Raw genomic sequence first — 18,752 nt, 5'->3', positions numbered from 1 at the left:
AGGGGGGCGGTGTTTTGAATTCACGGTGCTATGATACCCGCAACCGGGGCCTTGGCGCACCACGCGCTCCCCTTTGATCACCTTGTTGCCACTTTCCTATCCGCACCTTTCCATGACCGATAACCTCCCTCCAGCCGACCACCTGACCCACTTCGACGCCAGCGGCCAGGCCCACATGGTCGACGTGGGCGCCAAGGCGCAAACCCACCGCATTGCCGTCGCTTCCGGCACGATCCGCATGAAGCCGGAAACCCTGGCCATCATCATGGACGGCACCGCAAAAAAAGGCGACGTGCTGGGCATCGCCCGCATCGCCGCCATCATGGCCGCCAAGCGCACCAGCGACCTGATTCCCCTGTGCCACCCGCTGGCGCTCACCCGCGTGGCGGTCGATTTCGACACCGACCAAGCCAACGCCAGCGTCCACTGCAAGGCGCAAGTGGAAACCTTCGGCAAGACCGGCGTCGAGATGGAAGCGCTGACCGCCGTGCAGGTGGGTTTGCTGACCATTTATGACATGTGCAAGGCGGTGGACCGGGGCATGGTGATGGGCGAGATCCGGGTGATGGAAAAGCACGGCGGAAAGTCGGGGGATTGGAGTGTGACGAGCTAGTCCGGGTAAGGACTCGACGCGGGCTGGCCAGCCAGGTCGGTCCAGATGTCGTCGGGCAGCGAACGGTCGCGCAGGCAAACCCGGTCGTGCTCGGGATACGTGATGCGGTCGACCGGGGCGCGGGTGCCGACCACCAGGCAACGCGTGGGCGAGGCGCTGCGATTTTCCAGGCAATGTCCGACCGCAACGCCGGCCTTGAAAGTTGCTGCGTCACCGGCACGCATCAGCTTCTCGGATGCCCCCTCGATCACAATGATCTCACCATCAAGCACGTAGACCATCTCGTCTTCGGCGCTGTGCCAATGCCTGATCGACGATCTGCTGCCAGGCTGAAGCACCTCGACGAAGGCGCCGAACTGCGACAGTTCGCCCACCTCGCTGATCCAGCGGCGTTGATTCGGTTCCGTGGAACCTGGCGCCGGGTCGCTTTCGGTCAACAGTTGATCGGGCGTGAAGACAGGCATGGATGGGACTCCTCGATAACGTCAACAATGACAGCAATGGCTGATTGTAACAACAAGCATCACCCTGCATGACGTAATCATGGCGTTGAGAATTGGCGCCATACCCGTCCGCGCCGGGCCTCGAAGTGATAGTTTTCTTACTCTCCAAGGAAACCATCGCATGCAAATGAAAAACACATCCTGGCTGGTGCTGTGGTTATTCGTCCTGGCCTTGTTCGGCCAGGCCAGCGCCGCCGATATCGTCCCGGCCAATGACCCCGCCTGGTCGCAGTCCCTCAACGGCAACTGGTCGTTCAAATACCTGCCCTCTCTCGACGCCGGCGCCGATGCGCAGTTCTCCGCGCCCGGCTTCGACGTCTCGCGCTGGCAGACCATCCCCGTGCCGGCCAACTGGGAGCTGCACGGCCATGCCGAGCCTTCCTATGGTGACGATCTCAGGGATGGCCTCGGCTTGTATCGGCGTACGTTCACGGTGCCGAAAAGCTGGCAAGGCCGGCGTACCTTCCTGCGCTTCGACGGCGTGGCGTTCGGCTACCAGGTGTGGGTCAACGGCAAGCTGGTTGGCACGTCATCGGCCAGCGCATTCAACCGCCATACCTTCGACATCACCGATTTGCTGCAAGACCAGAATACGGTGGCCGTGCGCGTGACCACCAAGCCGCTCGGTTACGAGTTCGATCTCAACGATGACTGGTCGCTGTCGGGCATTTATCGCGACGTGACCTTGGTCTCGCTGCCGGCGGTGCACGTGCAGGACTTGAGCACCAGCACTGTCCTGCAAGGCAAAGACGCCCTGCTCGCGGTCAAGGTGCAACTGAGCGCGCCGAGCGCGGTGGTGCATGCCGACCTGTTCGATACGCAAGGTAAGCGAGTAGCGCGGCAGGTACTCACCAACCTGGGCACGACAATACGCATCAAGCAACCGCAACTGTGGACCGCCGAAACGCCAACGCTGTACCGCCTGGTCCTCACCGTGACGCAGCAGGGCAAACCGATCCAGACAGTCGAACAGCGCGTGGGCCTACGCGACGTCAAGGTCGCTGGCAAGCTGCTGCTGGTCAACGGCAAGCCGGTCAAGCTGCGTGGCATCAATCACCACGATCTCGATCCCGTCACCGGCCGTGCCGTGACCGGGGCGCAGATGCGGCAAGACCTGGCGCTGATGAAGCAAGGTAATGTCAATTATGTACGCACCTCGCACTACCCGCCCCATCCACGCCTGCTCGAACTGTGCGACGAACTGGGCTTTTATGTAATGGACGAAGTGGCCATCGGCCACGGTGAAAAGAACCTCGACAATCCTGCCTACCGCGACAACATCCTGGCCCGCGCCCGCGCGACCGTGATGCGCGACAAGAACCATGCATCGGTGATTATCTGGAGCATCGGCAACGAGAATCCGATCAACGACTTCGAGCTCGATGCCGGCCGCCTGGTCAAGCAACTCGATCCCACCCGGCCGATCACGCTGCCCAAGATCGGCAGTTACTTTGCCAAAAACTACGCGCGCATCCCGGCTTTCGTCGACCTGTATTCGCCGCATTACCCGAGCAACGCTACCCTGGCAGGCTACGCCGACAAGCTGACGCGCCCGACCATCCTGACCGAATACGCGCATGGCCTGGGCCTGGCCAGCGACCGCATCCAGGACCAGTGGGCGCTACTGCAAGCCAACCCGGTGTTCGCGGGCGGCTCGCTGTGGCACTTCCACGACCAGGGCTTGCTGCGTCGCCGGGCAACGCAGGTCGATCCCGATCAGGCGACCCAATACGCGTGGCGCGACCCCCACCAGTACTACGATACCCACGGCCTCGACGGCGCCGACGGCCTGGTCTATGCCGACCGCACGCCGCAGGTCGATTTCTGGCAGATGCGCAAGGTATATGCACCGGTCCAGTTCGTCGAGCGCACGGCGCGGGTGGCACCCGGTCGGCAACGCATCGCCGTCACACTGGAAAACCGCTACGACTTCCGCAGCCTGCGCGGCGTCACGTTGCACTGGGCCTTGCAACAGAACGGCGTGAAACGCCAGCAAGGCAAAGAGGCGCTGTCGGCTCCAGCACGCGCTACGGAAGCGACCGCCATCGCGGTGGACATTCCGGCACCGGCCGCATCGCTCACCGACGTGCTGGTCTTGCAGTTGCGCGCGGTGGACGAGCACGGCACGCAAATCAACGAGCGCAGCTTGCACCTGCTGCGCGCGGAACCGGCACAATTCAACTGGACGGCCACTCCTGTGGATCCTGTGGCCTTCGTGACTCCTGCTGCTGCTCTTGCTACTGCTACTGCTACTCCTGCTGCCCCTGGTATTGCTGCCACTCCTGCTCCTCATTCGCCGATACTGGCCGAGGATGCGGGCGCAACTTCCGTCACGACCGCGCAATGGATCTTGACCGTGCAGCGCGAAACCGGCGCACTGGCGATCCGCGACCGCGCCGGCCGGGTGCTGGTCGATGGCATCGTGCCGCATGGCGGACGCCGGTTCACCATGGCCGAGGCGCTGGGCGCGAAAAAATCGGGGACCTGGCCGGTGTCGATCCTGGAACAGGCCGACCAGCCCGTGATCAAGGCGGAGCGGCTGGGCGAGCGGGTGCGGCTGTCGGTACACGCGACTTACCGCCTGCCGGTACCCGCTGCGCTGGCAGAGGCGGCGCCGAAAGGCGCAGCCGCTCAGCCGGACGATCTGCTGCCCGCAGGCGAGGCCAACCACATCGCCAGCCCAGGCCGACCAGGTAGGCCAGGCAACAATGGCGGCGCCGCACTCGCCAGCGAGCAAGGCCTGGTCGGCGGCTACACGCTCGAGATCGACGGCAAGGGCGCGATCGCCGTCAGCTATGCGTATCGGCCGCTGGCGCCTGGCGCCATCGTCTCGGAGGCGGGTTTGTCGCTGGTGGCGCCGGCAGGCATGGCCGAGTTCCGCTGGGTGGGGCAAGGGCCGTATGCCGGCTACCCTGGCAAGGATCAACTGAACGAATTCGGCATCTACCACCTGAACCGCGCCGACCTCCGCTTCCAGGGCAACCGGCGCCAGACCGAACTGGCGGTGCTGTCGGACACTGCCGGCGCAGGCTTTGCGCTGGCGCTGCCGGCAGCCGATGTGGCCGTGGAGCGCCACGGCGCGCGCACGCTGCTCAGTCACAACGCGGTGATTGGAGGCTTGGGGAATAAGGGAACCCAGCCGGAAACCGTTGTCGCGCTGGACGAGGTGGGGGAAATCTCCGGCCGGTTCCTGCTGCTGCCGCTGGCTGGCGCCTGGCCCCAGGCCTTGCAAGGCTGGGTAGGTGCGCCGGGTGCGGCGGGGGAAGTATTAAAACCGTTCGTGCACAGTTATGATCAGTAAGCAGAGGAATCGGCATTCGGCCGATTCCTCTTGCCAAGTTAGCCGCCTGTTGGTGCAGTTACTTTAGCAACGTTGTTTTTCTTCAGTGCTTCGATTGCGGCCGCATTGGTCAAGTTGGTATCGACGGTCCAGGTCAGGCTGGTGGCGGCAGCGTCAACGGTAGGCTCAAAGGTGACCGTCTTTCCTTGGGAGTCACTGGCCACGCCCTCAGCCAGCACTAGGGTGATCTTACCGCCGGTAACCGAACCCGAAGCCACTTCCTTGGTCGCCGTAACGGTTGGCACGCCATTCGAGCCGGATGTGCAATTGGCAACCGAACCGCCAGCTTCCTGTGCGCACAGTGCCACAGCGGTCTTGGTGGCATCGGCTGCCGCCATGATGTTGGCGACTTTGGCCTTGACCGTGTAATTGCTGTAAGCAGGAATGGCCACCGCAGCCAGAATGCCGATAATGGCCACCACGATCATCAGTTCGATCAGGGTAAAGCCGGCTTGTGCCTGGGATTTCATGGACTTCATGGACTTGAGGGATTTCATGGTTGCGTCTCCGGGGTTGAGATGGGTCAGTGTCACACCTGAGATATCGCAATAGCTGTGCCAGCTCTGCGCCGGGGCAAACCGCGCCTCGGCAGCGCGAGAACTGCCGTTTTTTGTCAGTCGCGCCAGCGCGATTTGTCAGCGCTGACAATTTTCGTCAGCTCATCATGAGCCCAATAATGACAAAAGGGAGCGCAAGGCTCCCTTTTGTTATCGTGCGATCAAGCTGGCTATTACAGCATGGCTTTCAGCAGACGCGCCATTTCCGACGGGTTCTTGGTGACGGTAATGCCGCAAGCTTCCATGATTTCCAGTTTGGCTTGTGCGGTATCGGCGCCGCCGGAGATCAGCGCGCCGGCGTGGCCCATGCGCTTGCCCGGAGGAGCGGTGACACCGGCGATGAAGCCGACCACTGGTTTTTTCATGTTGTCTTTGATCCAATAAGCCGCGTTGGCTTCGTCAGGACCACCGATTTCGCCGATCATGATGACCGCGTCGGTATCAGGATCGTCGTTGAACATTTTCATGACGTCGATGTGCTTCAGACCGTTGATCGGGTCGCCGCCGATGCCGACTGCCGACGATTGGCCCAGGCCCAGTGCGGTCAGCTGACCGACTGCTTCATAGGTCAACGTGCCCGAACGCGACACCACGCCGATACGGCCCTTCTTGTGGATGTGACCTGGCATGATGCCGATCTTGATTTCGTCAGGGGTGATCAGGCCTGGGCAGTTAGGGCCCAGCAGCAGGGTTTTCGAACCGGCTTTGGCCATGCGGTCTTTCAGTGCCATCATGTCGCGCACTGGAATGCCTTCGGTAATGCAAATTGCCAGGTCCAGCTCGGCTTCTACGGCTTCCCAGATGGCGGCAGCTGCGCCTGCTGGTGGTACGTAGATTACCGACACGTTGGCGCCGGTTTCTTTTTTCGCTTCTGCAACGTTAGCGAAAATTGGAATGCCTTCGAAGTCTTCGCCGGCTTTCTTTGGGTTCACGCCTGCGACGAAGGCATTTTTGCCGTTCGCGTAGTCGCGGCAACCGCGGGTGTGGAACTGGCCGGTCTTGCCGGTGATCCCTTGGGTGACAACTTTGGTATCTTTATTGATCAGAATGGACATGTTGATTCCTTAATTAAGCTTGACCGGCAGCAGCTGCAACAACGCTCTTGGCTGCTTCTTCCATGGTGTCGGCTGCGATGATCGGCAGACCGGAATCGGCCAGCATCTTCTTGCCCAGGTCTTCGTTGGTGCCCTTCATGCGCACCACCAGTGGCACGTTCAGCGATACGGCTTTGACTGCGGTGATCACGCCTTCGGCGATGACGTCGCAACGCATGATGCCGCCGAAGATGTTTACCAGGATGGCTTTCAGGCCTGGGTTTTTCAGCATGATCTTGAACGCTTCGGTGACTTTCTCGGCCGTTGCGCCACCGCCGACGTCGAGGAAGTTGGCCGGCTCGCCGCCGAACAGCTTGATGGTGTCCATGGTGGCCATGGCCAGGCCGGCGCCGTTGACCAGGCAGCCGATGTTACCGTCGAGCGAGATGTAAGCCAGGTCGAATTTCGAGGCTTCCACTTCAGCTGGATCTTCTTCGTCCAGGTCGCGGTAAGCGACGATTTCTGGTTGACGGAACAGTGCGTTGGCGTCGAAGTTGAACTTGGCGTCCAGGGCGATAACCTTGCCCGAACCGGTCAGGATCAGTGGGTTGATTTCGGCCAGCGACGAGTCGGTTTCCCAGTAGGCTTTGTACAGGCCTTGCAGGTTGGTGACAGCGTCAGGGATCGAAGCTTCTGGTACGCCGATCTTGGCAGCGATGCCGGCAGCTTCAGCGTCGGTCAGGCCAACCGATGGGTCGATGGCGATCGAGTGCAGCAGTTCCGGATGCGATTCAGCCACTTCTTCGATGTCCATGCCGCCTTCCGACGAGGCCATCAGGACAACGCGCTGCGATACGCGGTCGGTGACCAGCGATACGTACAGTTCTTTCTTGATGTCCGCGCCTTCTTCGATCAGCAGGCGACGTACTTTTTGGCCTTCTGGACCGGTCTGGTGCGTGATCAGCTGCATGCCCAGGATTTGCTCGGCGTATTCTTTGACTTGTTCCAGCGATTTTGCGACCTTGACGCCGCCGCCTTTACCACGGCCACCGGCGTGGATTTGTGCTTTTACAACCCAGACCGGGCCGCCCAAGGTTTCAGCAGCTTTCACTGCCTCGTCGACGGACAGGCACGGAATACCGCGTGGTACCGTCACTCCGTATTTCCGGAGGATTTCTTTGCCTTGATACTCATGGATCTTCATGCTGGCTTCCCTTCTGATGCTGATGTGTAAAAATCGATTAAGACTGCGGAATAGTGTGGTGCTTGGGTAAAACTATGGCCCGGTCGCTATTGAAGCCAGCGGCAAGGCAAATCGGGGGGTGCAATGAGGGGGGTGGTCCACCATGGCGTGTACACGCTGAGGCGGCGATCGCGCGCGTGCGGAACGCACGACGAGAAACAGGAATCGACAATGACATAAGATGAATACCGCTTGCGCGGCATGAATTTTAGTTAGCAGCCTATGTATCCGTAGCTTCTACGGACAACCACCGCACCCACGGTGCTGCAAAAACCGTAAAAGTGTAGCACACACCAGACCGAGTTGATACGTGTCAAACGCCATCTGGCCGTAAACCGTTGGCGGTGACGAGGGTATTCATAGGTATTCACCAACTAAATATCGGCAATCACTGGTCGAAATCGGCAGTGCCCTTCATGGCGGTGCGGATGGCGCGCTGGGAGAAGCCGCGTTGCAGCAGGAAGCGCATTTGCTTGTTGCGTTGCTCGGGATCGGTGGCGACCTCGCCGAACTTGCGTTCCCATATCTCGCAACAGCGCGCGGTCTCGGTGTCGGCCAGGCTTTCCTTGAATCCTTGCAGCGCCTCGCCCTGCACGCCGTGGCTTTGCAGCTCGGCCATGATGCGGGCATTGCCGAAACGGGCAGAACGACGGTGGATCAGCGATTCGGAAAAACGTTCCTGCGACAGCCAGTTGTTCTTTTCGAGCAGGTCGAGCAAGGCGTCGACGTCGTCGGTGTCTTCGGCGTAACGCGAGAGTTTGCGCGACAGTTCGAGACGGCTGTGTTCGCGCTGGGAGAGGTAGCGCAGGGCGCGGCCTTTGAGGCTGAGGGGGGGACGGGGCATGGTGGGACCTCTGGACTTTGAGGCGAGTGTACGGATGCTATGAAATACAGACACCGCACCGTTAGCCGGAGAACCGTCATCCCCGCGAAAGCGGGGATCCATACTGAGCGTGCGTTCTATGGATCCCCGCGTACGCGAGGGTGACAGGTATCAGGGCGCGGGCGCTTTGCGTTAAAGGCCGACGTGATAAAACGGCCAACCCGCCTCCATGAACTTACGCAGCGTCAGCTTCGCCCTTGGCAGGCTTGAGCTTGACCACGGTTTCCGGCTTTTCAGCGGCCAGCGGTGGCAGTGAACGAACGCCCAGCGATTCACGCACGCGGTTTTCGATTTCCCACGCCAGTTGCGGGCGCTCTTGCAGGAAGATGCGGGCATTGTCCTTGCCCTGGCCGACGCGCTCGCCGTTGTAGCTGTACCACGAACCGGACTTCTCGACGATCTTCGCTTCCACGCCCAGGTCGAGGATTTCGCCTTCGCGCGAGGTGCCTGCGCCGTACAGGATGTCGAAGTGCGCTTCCTTGAACGGTGGCGCGATCTTGTTCTTGACGACCTTGACCTTGGTTTCGTTACCGATCACCTCGTCGCCGGACTTGATCGAGCCGGTGCGGCGGATGTCGAGGCGCACGGACGCGTAGAACTTCAGTGCGTTACCACCGGTGGTGGTCTCCGGGCTGCCGAACATCACGCCGATCTTCATGCGGATCTGGTTGATGAAGATGACCAGGGTGTTGGTGCGGTTGATCGAGCCGGTGAGCTTGCGCAGTGCCTGCGACATCAAGCGTGCCTGCAGACCTGGCAGCGAGTCGCCCATGTCGCCTTCGATCTCGGCGCGTGGCGTCAATGCAGCCACGGAGTCGATCACGACCATGTCCACGGAACCGGAACGCACCAGGGCGTCGCAGATTTCCAGTGCCTGTTCGCCGGTGTCCGGCTGCGAGATCAGCAGGTCGCTCAGGTTGACACCCAGCTTTTGCGCGTAGGTGACGTCCAGCGCGTGCTCGGCGTCGATGAACGCGCAGGTGCCGCCCAGTTTTTGCATTTCCGCGATGGTTTGCAAGGTAAGCGTGGTTTTACCCGAGGATTCAGGGCCGTAGATTTCCACCACGCGGCCGCGCGGCAGGCCACCCACGCCCAGCGCCACGTCCAGGCCCAGCGAACCGGTGGACACGACCTGTACTTCTTCGATCGGCGCACTGGCATCCATGCGCATGACGGAACCTTTGCCGAACTGCTTCTCAATCTGTGCCAGCGCGGCGGCCAGCGCCTTGGCTTTCTCGGATGCGGGTACTACAGCTTTTTTATCGTCCATAATGTGCTTTCAACCAGTTGGTGGTGACAATTTGTCGGTACAGGTAGTACTGTATAAAAAAACAGTGATAAGCGCAAGCGCGATTTGATTGAAATGTCGATTAATTTTGTTGCCAGCCCCGGCCGGTGCAAAAATTCGCCAGCAAGCAAAAAATCCAACACAATACCGGCTTGAGCCTTTGCCCCAGTGCACCCGGAGTATCCACATGCGTATTTTATTAGCCGAAGATGATGGCGTTCTCGCCGACGGGCTCACCCGCTCGCTGCGCCAGTCCGGCTACGCCATCGATTGCGTGCGCAACGGCCAGGAGGCCGACACCGCCCTCTCCACCCAGGAATTCGACCTCTTGATCCTCGACCTGGGTTTGCCCAAGCTGTCCGGCCTGGAAGTGCTGCGCCGGCTGCGTTCGCGCGGCTCGCTGTTGCCGGTGCTGATCCTCACCGCTGCCGACTCGATCGAGCAGCGTGTCAACGGCCTCGACCTGGGCGCCGACGATTACATGGCCAAGCCGTTCGCGCTCTCGGAACTGGAAGCGCGGGTGCGCGCCCTCACCCGCCGCGGCGCCGGCGGCGGCGCCACCGTCATCAAGCACGGTCCGCTGTCGTATGACCAGGTGGGCCGCAGCGCCTATATCAACGAGCAGATGCTGGACCTGTCCGCGCGCGAACTGGGCCTGCTGGAAATTCTATTGGCCCGGACCGGCCGGCTGGTCTCCAAGGAGCAACTGGTCGATCACCTGTGCGAATGGGGTGAAGAAGTGAGCAACAACGCCATCGAAGTGTATGTGCACCGGTTGCGTAAAAAGATCGAGGTGGGCGGCGTGCGCATCGTCACCGTGCGCGGTCTCGGCTATTGCCTGGAAAAATACACCGAAGCTAAGGCCGCAGCCGTGGAAGTCGGGGACGCCGTCAAGTGAGCGATCAGGCGGCAGACGAGGCTCCAGAATACCAGCCGCCTGCGGTCGAGCCCGACGAGAGCATGCAACGCTCGCTGTTCGGCGAGATCCTCGACTGGATGCTGGCGCCCTTGCTGCTGCTGTGGCCGATGAGCATCGCGATCACCTACCTGGTGGCCAAGTCGATCGCCAATCAGCCGTTCGACCATGCGCTCGAAGACAGCGTGACGGTACTGGCGCAACAGGTGCGCTCGGTCGATGGCAAGCTGATTCATGGACTGTCCGGGGCTGCGCGCGACATCCTGCGCGCCGACGATGTCGATAACATCTATTTCCAGGTCCAGGGCCCCAGCGGCGACGCCATCGATGGCGACCGCGACCTGCCCCATCCCGGCAGCGATCCCGAGGAAGACCAGGCCCGCGCCGGCAGCGTACGCTTTCGCAACGACATCATGCACGGCACCCCGGTGCGCGTGGCCTACATCCATATCCGCGTGGAACCCAGCGATGGCGCGCCCTCGCCGCACCCGCCGCTGGCGCTGGTGCAGGTGGCGGAAACCCTGGAAAAGCGCGCCCAGCTGGCCAACGAGATCATCAAGGGCGTGATCCTGCCGCAATTCATCATCCTGCCCATCGTGCTGGCCCTGGTCTGGTTTGCCTTGTCACGCGGCTTGTCGCCGCTGGCGCAGCTGCAGGAGCGCATACGCGCGCGCGGTTCCGACGACCTCAGCCCCATCGCCGCGAACCTGGTGCCGGAAGAAATCTCACCGCTGGTCGGCTCGCTCAACGAAATGCTGGAACGGCTCGGCCACACCATCGACATGCAAAAGCGTTTTATTGCCGACGCCGCGCACCAAATGCGCACGCCGCTGGCCGGCATGCGCATGCAGTCCGAGCTGGCACTGCGCCAGACCGACAGCGGAGAAATTCACCGCTCGCTCGAGCAACTGGCCAAAAGTTCGGAATCGGCGACCCGGCTGGTGAACCAGCTGCTGGCCCTGGCCCGCGCGGAAAACCAGCCGCAGGCCGGATCAAGCATGGTGCAGCTGGAACTGTCGGCACTGGCGCGCAGCACCGTGCACGACTGGGTGCAGGCGTCGTTCGCCCACCAGATCGACCTCGGTTACGAAGAGCCGCCGGCGCCGGTGCACATCAACGGCGACCCGACCATGTTGCGCGAGCTGCTGTCGAACCTGATCGACAACGCGCTGCGCTACACCCCGGCCGGCGGCAGCGTTACCGTGCGGGTGCGGGTCGATTTCGAGGACCACGCGCTGCTGGAAGTGGAAGACACGGGCCCCGGCATTCCACCGGCCGAGCGCACCCGCGTGTTCGAGCGTTTTTACCGCATCCTCGGCAATACCGCCGAAGGCAGCGGTCTGGGCCTGGCCATCGTGCGCGAAATCGCCCAGCAGCACGGCGCCGAGGTCGATGTGTTCAACAATCCGCGCGTGCAACTGGCCAGGCTGCCTGGCAGCCTGTTCCGGCTGACGTTCCCGCTGCCAGTCGATCCGCTCGACGATGCCGACGAACCGCCTCACTTTGGCTAACCAGGGATAAAGAATGGATAAAACCATCCGCCGCCGCCACTGGCAGCAAACCCGCCGCATGACCGGCTGGCTCCTGCTGCTGTGGCTGGTGACGACATTTTGCGCGGCTTTCTTCGCACGCGAACTGAACAACCTGTCGATCTTCGGCTGGCCGCTGTCGTTTTATCTCGCCGCCCAGGGCGCCTCGCTGGTGTACCTGGCCATCATCGGTTTTTATGCCTGGCGCATGCGCCGGCTCGACCAGCAAGCCCGCGCCGATGCCAGGGTCAGACCATGAAAGAGCGCAGCTTTTCCGGCAAACTGGGCCGCTACTACCTGCTGTTTACCGCCGGCTTCGGCGGCTTTTTGCTCTCGCTCACGCTGCTCGAACAGGAAGGCATGCCGCGCATCTGGATCGGCTACCTGTTCATGTTTGCCACCATCGTGCTGTACGCGATCTTGGGCGTGCTCAGCCGCACCTCGAACGTGCTCGAATACTACGTGGCCGGACGCAAGGTGCCAGCCATGTTCAACGGCATGGCCACCGCCGCCGACTGGATCTCGGCGGCCAGCTTCATCAGCCTGGCCGGCGGCCTGTACCTGCACGGTTTCGACGGCCTGGCCTACATCATGGGCTGGACCGGCGGCTACGTGCTGGTGGCGCTGCTGATCGCGCCTTACCTGCGCAAGTTTTGCCAGTACACGATCCCCGACTTCCTGGCCATGCGCTTCGGCCACGCCAATGGCGAGGACAATGGCGCCGGACGCGTGGTGCGCATCATGGCGGTCATGGCCACCATCATCGTGTCGTTTACCTACGTGGTGGCGCAGATTTACGCGGTGGGCCTGATCACCTCGCGCTTTACCGGCGTCGATTTTTCGGTGGGCATTTTCCTCGGACTGGCCTCGATCCTGGTGTGTTCCTTCCTGGGCGGCATGCGCGCCATTACCTGGACCCAGGTGGCGCAATACATCATCATCCTGGTGGCGTTCCTGCTGCCGGCGATCTGGATGTCCATCAAGCTCAGCGACAACCCGATCCCGCAAGTGGCTTACGGCAAGCTGCTGCCCAAGCTCAGCGCGCGCGAGGCCGTGCTGCAGGCCGATCCGAAGGAAGCCGAGGTACGCGCCATCTTCCAGCAGCGCGCCGATGACTACCAGCGCCAGCTCGACAACTTGCCGGCCTCGTGGGAAGCGGGCCGGCGCGACGCCCAGCGCCGGCTCGACCAGGTAAAAACCCGCAACGCCTCGCTGCTCGACATCCGCAGCGCCGAGCGGGCGCTGATCGCCTATCCCAAGAACCCGGACATCGCGGCCCGCGAATGGGCCGCAGCCCATGCCTACAACCTGGCCCGGGCCCGTCCGATCAACCCGCACGCGGAACCGTACGCGGGCGACGCCGAAACCTCCGCCATCAAGCGCAACAACTTCGTGGCGCTGGTGTTCTGCCTGATGCTGGGCACGGTGGCGTTGCCGCACATCCTGATGCGCGCCTACACCACGCCGTCGGTGCATGCAACGCGGCAGTCGATGGTGTATGCGCTGTTTTTCATCCTGCTGATTTACCTGACGATTCCGGCCATGGCGGTGCTGGTCAAGTACGACATCTACACGGCGCTGGTGGGCAGCGACTTCAACCACCTGCCCGGCTGGGTGTCGTACTGGGCCAACGTGGACAAGGCCACGCCGCTGTTCAGCATTGCCGACGTCAACCGCGACGGCGTGGTGCAACTGGCCGAAATCACCATCGACGCCGACGTGCTGGTGCTGGCCGCGCCGGAGATCGCCGGACTGCCGTACGTGGTCTCGGGCCTGGTGGCGGCCGGCGGCCTGGCTGCGGCCCTGTCCACCGCCGACGGCCTGCTGCTCGCTATTTCCAACGCGCTGTCGCACGACATCTATTACAAGATCGTCGACCGCCACGCGTCCACCCAGAAGCGCGTGACGATTTCCAAGCTGTTGCTGCTGGGCGTGGCCTTCATTGCCGCTTACGCTGCCTCGCAGCGGCCTGGCGACATCATCTCGCTGGTCGGCGCGGCGTTCTCGCTGGCCGGTTCGACGCTGTTCCCGGCGCTGGTGCTGGGCGTGTTCTGGAAGCGCGCCAACCACCAGGGCGCCGTGGCCGGCATGATCGCCGGCTTTGCCGTGTGCCTGTATTACATGTTGCACGCCAACCCGGTGCTGGGCGGCAGCGTGACCGGCCAGTGGTTCCATATCGCGCCCACGTCGGCGGGCATCTTCGGGGTGCCGGCGGGCCTGGTGGTGATGGTGGTAGTGAGCCTGCTGACGCCGGCACAGGATGCGCAGACCAGGGCGCTGGTGGACTATGTTCGTGCGCCTGAGAAATAATTTAATGGCGGTTATGACAACTCGGTGGTATTGTTGAGAGCTTAACAATTTATCTCGATCCCCATGGGCTCCAACCGAGTTTTCGCGCGCTTTGCACGCTGCGCAGTGCTGGCGGCAGTGGCTGCCAGCGCCGCACTTCCCCCGCTGGCGTTGGCCGCCGCCCCCCCGCCAGCCATTGTCACCCAGCGGCCGCCGATCGCCGACTTCTTCGAGAACCCCGAGTTCAGCGGCGCCCTGCTCTCGCCCACCGGCAACTACCTGGCCGTGCGCATCGGCAGCAAGGAGTTGCGCGACCGCCTGGCGGTGGTCACGCTGGCCGATAACAGCGTCAAGGTGGTGGCGGCGTTTGGCGACGCCGACGTCGGCACCTTCCAGTGGGTCAATGACGAGCGGCTGGTCTTCACCGCCACCGACCGTACCGTGGGCCAGGGCGACATGCGCTACGGCCCGGGCCTGTACGCGATCAACCGCGACGCCAGCAAGTTCATCCAGCTGGTCAGCCGCAGCAGCAAATCACTGTTTACCAGCGGCAGCATGATACGCAACCGCGACATGTTGCCGGTCACCGCCTACCTGCTCGGTCAGAAAGCTGCACAGGACAGCGAGTTCGTCTACGTGGTGCAACCCCAGGTGTCGGGCGCCAGCCAGGTGCACGAGGTGGGCCTGCTGCGCCTCAATACCCTGACCGGCCGCGCGACGCCGGTGACCGGCACCCCCGACAACAGCAGGCAGTGGCTGCTCGACGACAAGGGCGAGCCGCGCATCGTCACCACGGTCAACAAGGGCATCAGCACGATCCTGTACCGCGATCCGGCCAGCAATGCGTGGCGCGAGCTGGCCACGTACAACACCTATACCGGTGGCAAGGACGGGTTCTCGCCGCGCGCCTTCGGCCCCGATGGCACGCTGTACGTGGTCACCAACGCCGGCAACGACACCACGTCGCTGCACAAATACGACCTGGCCGCCAACCAGGTGGCGCCGCAAGCACTGGTGCAGATCGACGGCTATGATTTTCGCGGCAGCCTGGTAACCGCCAACGGCAAGCTGCTCGGCGTGCGCTACCTGGCCGATGCGAACGGCACCACCTGGTTCGACGATGGCATGAAAGCGATCCAGGCGAAAATCGACACCATGCTGCCCAACACCGTCAACCTGCTCAGCGTGCCGACCCGGTCGGAGACGCCGTGGGTGCTGGTGATCGCCTATTCCGACCAGTTCCCGGCACGCACCCTGCTCTACAACAGCGCCACCAGCAACCTGACCACGGTGGGCGGCAGCCATCCGAAAATCAGGCCGGAACAGATGGCGCGCCAGACCCTGGTGCATTACAAGGCGCGCGACGGCCTGACCATTCCCGCCTGGCTCACCGTGCCCAAGGGTGGCGGCAAGAACCTGCCGCTGGTGGTGCTGGTGCACGGCGGCCCGTACGTGCGCGGCAATAGCTGGGGCTGGAAAGCGGACAGCCAGTTCCTCGCCTCGCGCGGCTACGCCGTGCTCGAACCCGAGTATCGCGGCAGTACCGGCTTCGGCAGCAAGCACTTCCGCGCCGGCTGGAAGCAGTGGGGCCTGAAAATGCAGGACGATATCGCCGACGGCGCACGCTGGGCAATTGCCGAAGGGACCGCCGATCCGCAGCGCATCTGCATCGCCGGCGCCAGCTATGGCGGCTATGCCACCCTGATGGGCCTGATCAACGACAAGGACTTGTACCGCTGCGGCATCAACTGGGTGGGCGTGACCGACATCAACATGATGTATGACGGCCACTGGAACTTCTCGTCCGACCTGTCCGATCACTGGAAACAATACGCCATGCCACAGCTGGTCGGTGACCAGGTCAAGGATGCCGAGCAGTTGAACGCGACGTCGCCGTTGCTGCGCGCGGCCGAGATCCGGCAACCGCTGCTGCTGGCCTACGGCGGCGCCGACCGCCGCGTGCCGCTGCCGCATGGTACCAAGTTCTACAAGGCAGTCAAGCAGGCCAATCCCGACGTGGAATGGATTGAATACGAGGAAGAGGGCCACGGCTGGGCGCTGCCGAAGAACCGTATCGACTTCTGGGGCCGGGTGGAGAAATTCCTCGACAAGCAGATCGGCGCGGGGCGCTAGGAGGGGTATAGTCGGGTTTCCACATACGGAGGAGACAGCATGACATCCGGCAAAATCCTGGTAGCGCAAGGAGGCGGCCCCACCGCCGTGATCAACCAGTCGCTGGCTGGCGTGGTGCTCGAAGCACGGCGCTTTCGCGACTGCACCCGCGTCTATGGCGCCATGCACGGCGTGCGCGGCATCGTCGACGAAAACCTGGTGGACCTCACGCGCGAAACCAGCCAGAACCTGGAAATGGTGGCCGCCACGCCGTCCTCGGCGCTCGGCTCCACCCGCGACAAGCCCGACATGGCCTATTGCGCGGAAATCTTCAAAGTGCTGCGGGCCCACGAGATCGAGCAGTTTTACTATATCGGCGGCAACGATTCGTCCGACACCGTGCGCATCGTCAGCGAGCAGGCGCAGCAGGCGGGCTACCCGCTGCGCTGCATCCACATCCCCAAGACCATCGACAACGACCTGGTGGGCAACGACCACACGCCGGGCTTCCCTTCGGCCGCACGGTTTGTCGCCCAAGCGTTTGCTGGCGCCAATCTCGACAACGCCGCCCTGCCCGGCGTGTACGTCGGCGTGGTGATGGGCCGCCATGCCGGTTTCCTCACCGCTGCCGCCGCGCTGGGCAAAAAGTTTCCTGATGATGGACCGCACCTGATCTACCTGCCCGAGCGGGTGTTTTCGCTCGAGCAGTTTTTGCGCGATGTGAAGGATGTGTATGCGCGCTATGGGCGCTGCGTGGTGGCGGTCTCCGAAGGCATCCACGACGCTTCCGGGGCGGCAATCGCTACCCTGCTGTCGAACGAAGTCGAGCGCGATGCCCACGGCAACGTCCAGCTGTCGGGCACCGGTGCGCTGGCCGATCTGCTGTGCGACGAAATCAAGGCCAGGCTCGGCATCAAGCGCGTGCGCGGCGACACCTTCGGCTACCTGCAGCGCTCGTTCATCGGCTGCGTCTCGGACGTCGATCAGCGCGAGGCGCGCGAGGTGGGAGAAAAAGCGGTGCAGTTCGCCATGTGGGGCGACCGCGACGGTTCGGTGGCGATCAAGCGCACCGGCTTCTACTCGGTCGACTACGAATTGCAGGCCTTGCAGGCCGTGGCCGGCAAGACGCGGGTGATGGAGGACGAATTCATCAGCGCCAGCGGCACCGATGTGACCGATGCGTTCCGCATGTACTTGCGGCCGTTACTGGGCTCGGGCATGCCCGATGCGTTCCGGCTGCGGCCGGCGCCGGTGGAGAAAATCCTCAAACGGTAAACGTAAAAAAAGCACGCCGCAGCGTGCTTTCCTCGTTCCAGCAGATAAAACTTACACCACGATGGTCTGGTGCTCGTCGCCCACGCGCGCGCGGATCTTGCCGATGGTGTACACGGTCTCGCCAGCCGCTTCGAGCTGGGCGATCGCTGCCGCGGCGTTCTCTTGCGAGACGATCACGGTCATGCCGATGCCGCAGTTGAACACGCGGTGCATTTCAGCGTCGGCCACGCCGCCATGCTGTTGCAGCCAGGTGAACAGCGGTGGCATGGTCCACGATTTGCCGTCCAGCTCGGCCACCAGGCCAGGCTGCAGCACGCGTGGGATGTTTTCCGCCAGGCCGCCGCCGGTAATGTGGACCATGCCTTTGACTTCGAGCGACGCCATCAGGGCCAGCAGCGGCTTGACGTAGATGCGGGTAGGCTGCATCAGCACGTCGGCCAGCTTGCGGCCGTGGAAGTCGCCTTCCAGGTCCGGCTTGGCTACTTCGATGATCTTGCGTACCAGCGAGTAACCGTTGGAGTGCACGCCCGACGACGCCAGGCCCAGGATCACGTCGCCCGGGGCGATCTTGGTGCCGTCGATGATCTGCGATTTTTCCACCGCGCCCACCGCGAAACCGGCCAGGTCGTATTCGCCGGCCGGGTACATGCTCGGCATTTCAGCGGTTTCGCCGCCGATCAGTGCGCAACCGGCTTGTTCGCAACCCTGGGCGATGCCCTTGATGACGTCGGTGGCGATCGCCACGTCGAGCTTGCCGCAGGCGAAGTAATCAAGGAAAAACAGCGGCTCGGCACCCTGCACCAGGATGTCGTTGACGCTCATGGCCACCAGGTCGATGCCGACCGTGTCGTGACGGTTCAGTTCGAATGCCAGCTTGAGCTTGGTGCCCACGCCGTCGGTGCCCGATACCAGGACCGGCTCCTTGAATTTCTTGCTGATCTCGAACATGGCGCCGAAACCGCCTAGGCCGCCCAACACGCCTTCGCGCAGGGTGCGCTTGGCAAATGGCTTGATCGCTTCGACTAAGGCGTCGCCTGCATCGATATCGACGCCGGCGTCACGGTAGGACAGGGAAACATTTGAAGGTTGGCTCATGGTGTGTATTTGGCAGCGGAGGCGGTAAAATAGAAGGCGGAGACCGTTTTTATGGCCCGGTCAATCCGCTATTTT

General features: G+C 62.6%; 15 protein-coding genes. 8 read left to right on the top strand and 7 right to left on the bottom strand.

Going from position 1 to position 18,752, the window contains the following annotated elements:
• Window positions 1-112 precede the first annotated feature (112 nt).
• A complete protein-coding gene (gene moaC / locus J2X54_RS13435) occupies window positions 113-613 on the top strand; it encodes a cyclic pyranopterin monophosphate synthase MoaC (protein ID WP_310181344.1) in 501 nt (166 codons plus the stop codon).
• On the opposite strand, the gene J2X54_RS13430 is transcribed toward moaC, so the two are convergent.
• The gene (locus J2X54_RS13430) at window positions 610-1,077 is read right to left on the bottom strand and encodes a cupin domain-containing protein (protein WP_310181343.1); all 468 of its coding nucleotides are present in this window, start codon (window positions 1,075-1,077) and stop codon (window positions 610-612) included. The two genes, moaC and J2X54_RS13430, sit on opposite strands and share 4 nt — an antisense overlap.
• A gap of 166 nt (window positions 1,078-1,243) precedes the next feature.
• Here J2X54_RS13430 and J2X54_RS13425 point away from each other — a divergent pair, with 166 nt between their 5' ends.
• Complete coding sequence (locus J2X54_RS13425; protein WP_310181342.1) at window positions 1,244-4,417, top strand: glycoside hydrolase family 2 TIM barrel-domain containing protein; 3,174 nt, start codon at window positions 1,244-1,246, stop codon at window positions 4,415-4,417.
• A 38-nt stretch (window positions 4,418-4,455) separates the two neighbouring features.
• Here the strand turns inward: J2X54_RS13425 and J2X54_RS13420 are convergent, their stop codons facing one another.
• The 5 genes from J2X54_RS13420 to recA form a co-directional block, all read right to left on the bottom strand.
• The gene (locus tag J2X54_RS13420; protein ID WP_310181341.1) at window positions 4,456-4,953 is read right to left on the bottom strand and encodes a pilin; all 498 of its coding nucleotides are present in this window, start codon (window positions 4,951-4,953) and stop codon (window positions 4,456-4,458) included.
• A gap of 233 nt (window positions 4,954-5,186) precedes the next feature.
• Entirely contained in the window at window positions 5,187-6,068 is an 882-nt protein-coding gene (gene sucD, locus J2X54_RS13415; protein WP_019923788.1) for a succinate--CoA ligase subunit alpha, read from the bottom strand.
• A 13-nt stretch (window positions 6,069-6,081) separates the two neighbouring features.
• Window positions 6,082-7,251, bottom strand: coding sequence for an ADP-forming succinate--CoA ligase subunit beta (sucC, locus tag J2X54_RS13410; RefSeq protein ID WP_070249053.1), 1,170 nt, complete (start codon window positions 7,249-7,251; stop codon window positions 6,082-6,084).
• A 427-nt stretch (window positions 7,252-7,678) separates the two neighbouring features.
• On the bottom strand, window positions 7,679-8,134 hold the full coding sequence (gene recX / locus J2X54_RS13405) for a recombination regulator RecX (protein ID WP_070249054.1): 456 nt from the start codon (window positions 8,132-8,134) through the stop codon (window positions 7,679-7,681).
• 214 nt (window positions 8,135-8,348) lie between these two features.
• Window positions 8,349-9,443 (bottom strand): recombinase RecA, encoded by a 1,095-nt coding sequence (gene recA, locus J2X54_RS13400; RefSeq protein WP_070249055.1) that lies wholly within the window; start codon window positions 9,441-9,443, stop codon window positions 8,349-8,351.
• A gap of 205 nt (window positions 9,444-9,648) precedes the next feature.
• On the opposite strand from recA, the gene J2X54_RS13395 reads away from it, so the two are divergent.
• The 6 genes from J2X54_RS13395 to J2X54_RS13370 all read left to right on the top strand — a co-directional run bounded on the left by J2X54_RS13395 (window position 9,649) and on the right by J2X54_RS13370 (window position 17,582).
• Window positions 9,649-10,359 carry a response regulator transcription factor gene (locus J2X54_RS13395; RefSeq protein ID WP_070249056.1) on the top strand — a complete coding sequence of 237 codons (711 nt, stop codon included), beginning with the start codon at window positions 9,649-9,651 and terminating at the stop codon, window positions 10,357-10,359.
• Complete coding sequence (locus J2X54_RS13390) at window positions 10,356-11,888, top strand: sensor histidine kinase N-terminal domain-containing protein (protein ID WP_310181336.1); 1,533 nt, start codon at window positions 10,356-10,358, stop codon at window positions 11,886-11,888. Before J2X54_RS13395 ends, J2X54_RS13390 begins: the two co-directional genes overlap by 4 nt.
• 13 nt (window positions 11,889-11,901) lie before the next feature.
• Window positions 11,902-12,165, top strand: a complete 264-nt coding sequence (locus J2X54_RS13385; protein WP_310181335.1) for a DUF4212 domain-containing protein — start codon at window positions 11,902-11,904, stop codon at window positions 12,163-12,165.
• On the top strand, window positions 12,162-14,216 hold the full coding sequence (locus tag J2X54_RS13380) for a sodium:solute symporter family protein (protein ID WP_070249059.1): 2,055 nt from the start codon (window positions 12,162-12,164) through the stop codon (window positions 14,214-14,216). The genes J2X54_RS13385 and J2X54_RS13380 overlap by 4 nt, the downstream gene beginning before the upstream one ends.
• Window positions 14,217-14,279: 63 nt before the next feature.
• Window positions 14,280-16,328, top strand: coding sequence for an alpha/beta fold hydrolase (locus J2X54_RS13375; protein ID WP_310181334.1), 2,049 nt, complete (start codon window positions 14,280-14,282; stop codon window positions 16,326-16,328).
• Between the two features lie 39 nt (window positions 16,329-16,367).
• Window positions 16,368-17,582 carry a 6-phosphofructokinase gene (locus J2X54_RS13370; RefSeq protein ID WP_310181333.1) on the top strand — a complete coding sequence of 405 codons (1,215 nt, stop codon included), beginning with the start codon at window positions 16,368-16,370 and terminating at the stop codon, window positions 17,580-17,582.
• A gap of 51 nt (window positions 17,583-17,633) precedes the next feature.
• On the opposite strand, the gene purM is transcribed toward J2X54_RS13370, so the two are convergent.
• Complete coding sequence (gene purM, locus J2X54_RS13365) at window positions 17,634-18,677, bottom strand: phosphoribosylformylglycinamidine cyclo-ligase (RefSeq protein WP_310181331.1); 1,044 nt, start codon at window positions 18,675-18,677, stop codon at window positions 17,634-17,636.
• Between the last annotated feature and the right edge of the window lie 75 nt (window positions 18,678-18,752).

The sequence above is a fragment of the Duganella sp. 3397 genome, from assembly GCF_031456625.1.
GTDB classification, from domain to species: Bacteria; Pseudomonadota; Gammaproteobacteria; order Burkholderiales; family Burkholderiaceae_D; genus Rugamonas; species Rugamonas phyllosphaerae.
The sequence above is the reverse complement of the archived record's forward strand: the minus strand, read 5'-3'. Positions and strand labels throughout refer to the sequence as shown.

Bases quoted from the DNA above. Each gene is read 5' to 3' on its own strand.
- recA (WP_070249055.1), bottom strand. From the start codon at position 9,443: ATGGACGATAAAAAAGCTGTAGTACCCGCATCCGAGAAAGCCAAGGCG.
- J2X54_RS13370 (WP_310181333.1), top strand. From the start codon at position 16,368: ATGACATCCGGCAAAATCCTGGTAGCGCAAGGAGGCGGCCCCACCGCC.
- J2X54_RS13430 (WP_310181343.1), bottom strand. From the start codon at position 1,077: ATGCCTGTCTTCACGCCCGATCAACTGTTGACCGAAAGCGACCCGGCG.
- sucC (WP_070249053.1), bottom strand. From the start codon at position 7,251: ATGAAGATCCATGAGTATCAAGGCAAAGAAATCCTCCGGAAATACGGA.
- purM (WP_310181331.1), bottom strand. From the start codon at position 18,677: ATGAGCCAACCTTCAAATGTTTCCCTGTCCTACCGTGACGCCGGCGTC.
- J2X54_RS13385 (WP_310181335.1), top strand. From the start codon at position 11,902: ATGGATAAAACCATCCGCCGCCGCCACTGGCAGCAAACCCGCCGCATG.
- J2X54_RS13425 (WP_310181342.1), top strand. From the start codon at position 1,244: ATGAAAAACACATCCTGGCTGGTGCTGTGGTTATTCGTCCTGGCCTTG.
- J2X54_RS13420 (WP_310181341.1), bottom strand. From the start codon at position 4,953: ATGAAATCCCTCAAGTCCATGAAGTCCATGAAATCCCAGGCACAAGCC.
- J2X54_RS13395 (WP_070249056.1), top strand. From the start codon at position 9,649: ATGCGTATTTTATTAGCCGAAGATGATGGCGTTCTCGCCGACGGGCTC.
- recX (WP_070249054.1), bottom strand. From the start codon at position 8,134: ATGCCCCGTCCCCCCCTCAGCCTCAAAGGCCGCGCCCTGCGCTACCTC.
- moaC (WP_310181344.1), top strand. From the start codon at position 113: ATGACCGATAACCTCCCTCCAGCCGACCACCTGACCCACTTCGACGCC.
- sucD (WP_019923788.1), bottom strand. From the start codon at position 6,068: ATGTCCATTCTGATCAATAAAGATACCAAAGTTGTCACCCAAGGGATC.
- J2X54_RS13380 (WP_070249059.1), top strand. From the start codon at position 12,162: ATGAAAGAGCGCAGCTTTTCCGGCAAACTGGGCCGCTACTACCTGCTG.
- J2X54_RS13375 (WP_310181334.1), top strand. From the start codon at position 14,280: ATGGGCTCCAACCGAGTTTTCGCGCGCTTTGCACGCTGCGCAGTGCTG.